Source organism: Collinsella sp. HCP3S3_E11, from assembly GCF_052067375.1.
Taxonomy (GTDB): Bacteria; Actinomycetota; Coriobacteriia; order Coriobacteriales; family Coriobacteriaceae; genus Collinsella.
In genome coordinates this window covers 1-2,180 of record NZ_JBQHQI010000026.1, presented here as the reverse complement: position 1 = coordinate 2,180, position 2,180 = coordinate 1, and the positions used below count along the sequence as shown (strand labels likewise).

Below are 2,180 nucleotides of genomic sequence, written 5' to 3'. Positions count from 1 at the left end.
AGCCCGTGGGAGGCCAGGGCGCCGCTGACCGGTGGACGGCACCGAGCCGTCGAAGGACCTGAAAAGGGGGAGGCCTCGCGGCCTCCCCCTTTTTCGTTTCTCAGGCAATTTAACTAAATGACATTTTTTACAACGATATCATCTGCCATCTTATTCAGACGTTCACCGTTCTCTTGACAGTCTCACACACTCAATGGATTACTATCTACTTAAGCGTGATACTGCGCTTGACCTGTTTTAGGCGGGCCGTTTTATTGATTATGAAGGAAGGACGCACATGGCAGATGTTCACGAGCTGCTTGATACTTGGATTGCCAATGTCAAGGATGATGAGCTGCTGACCGAGCTCAACACGATGAAGGAGCAGGGTGACGAGGATGCCATCACCGATGCCTTCTTCCAGGATCTTGCCTTCGGCACCGCCGGCCTTCGCGGCACGATCGGTGCTGGCACCAACCGTATGAATATCTATACGGTCGGCCGTGCAACGCAGGGCTTCGCCGACTATCTCAATGCGACTTTTGAGCATCCGACGGTTGCCATTGCTCGCGATAGCCGCAATAAGGGCGAATTGTTCGTCAAGACGACTGCTGCTATTCTTGCGGCAAATGGTGTCACCGCCCTTGTGTATCCTAAGATTTCCCCGGTGCCTACGCTATCTTGGGCCGTCCGCGACCTTAAGTGCTCCGGTGGCATTTGCATGACCGCGAGCCATAACCCTGCGCCCTATAACGGCTATAAGGCCTATGGCCCCGACGGCTGCCAGATCACTAGCGAGGCCGCCGATGCAATTTCTAAGGCTATTGCCGAGACCGATACGTTCACTGGCGTGAAGTCCATGGACTTCGATGAGGCTCTTGAGCAGGGTCTGGTCAAATGGATCGACGACTCGTGCCTCGAGCGTTATTACGACGCCGTTCTCGCGCGCGGCGTGACCAACCTTTCTGCCGAGGAGATCGCTGGCGCTCCGCTTAAGCTCGTCTACACTCCGCTCAACGGCACTGGCCTCATTCCCGTCACGACGGTGCTCGAGCGCGCCGGCATCACCGATGTCACGGTTGTTCCCGAGCAGAAGGACCCGAACGGCGATTTCCCGACCTGCCCGTATCCTAACCCCGAGATCCGTCAGGCCATGCAGAAGGGAATCGACCTGTGCGAGCAGGTTCACCCCGATCTGCTGCTTGCAACCGATCCTGACGCCGACCGTGTTGGCGTTGCTGTTAAGAATGGTGATGACTATCTGCTGCTGACCGGCAATGAGATGGGCGTTCTGCTGCTCGACTATATCTGCAAGACCCGTGCCGCCCGCGGCGAGGATCTCACCAAGAAGGTCGCGGTTACTACCATTGTTTCTTCCGCCATGGTCGATGCTCTGGCCGAGGAGTATGGCTTTGAGCTCCGTCGCTGCCTGACGGGCTTCAAGTACATCGGTGACATCATTACCTCGCTTTCCGATGCTGGTGAAGTCGATCGCTTTATCTTCGGTTTCGAGGAGAGCTACGGTTATCTGGCCGGCGACCACGTGCGCGACAAGGACGCCGTGAGCACTTCGCTTCTGATTTGCCAGATGGCGCAGTATTACAAGCTACAGGGCAAGAACCTTGCCGATGCGATGCACGAGCTGTACGAGAAGTATGGCTACTATCACAACAAGACGATTTCGCTGAGCTATCCGGGCGCTGAGGGTGCGGCAAAGATGGCCGGCATCATGGCTGGTCTGCGCGAGAACCCGCCCGCGGAGCTCGCAGGCTCCAAGATCGAGGCCGTTGTGGATTACAACACGTGCGTGAACGGCCTGCCGAAGGCTAATGTCATTGAGTTCGATCTTGAGGGTGGCAACAAGGGTATTGTCCGTCCTTCCGGCACCGAGCCCAAGATCAAGCTGTACATCTTCGCTAAGGGCGCGGATGCCGCCGAGGCTGATGCAGCACTTGACGCGATTGAGGAGTCAGGTCGCAAGCTGTTGGCCTAAGGCTTTGAAAGCCTATTTCTATAGATAGACGAAAAAGGGGATCTCGGAAACGAGGTCCCCTCTCTATTACTGCTAAATACAGCTGAGAATCCCAAACTGTGTAGGAGTTGTGTGCAACCAGATTCCCGCCCCGCGGGCCCCTCCGGTCTGGCAATATATCTCCTTGCCGCGCGGCCCGGTCGGACCGGGAACCGGCGCAGGCGTGCAC

At 56.8% G+C, this 2,180-nt stretch carries 1 protein-coding gene; it reads left to right on the top strand.

Going from position 1 to position 2,180, the window contains the following annotated elements:
* Window positions 1-277 precede the first annotated feature (277 nt).
* Window positions 278-1,972 carry a phospho-sugar mutase gene (locus ACTM86_RS08875; RefSeq protein WP_154518687.1) on the top strand — a complete coding sequence of 565 codons (1,695 nt, stop codon included), beginning with the start codon at window positions 278-280 and terminating at the stop codon, window positions 1,970-1,972.
* Window positions 1,973-2,180 lie beyond the last annotated feature (208 nt).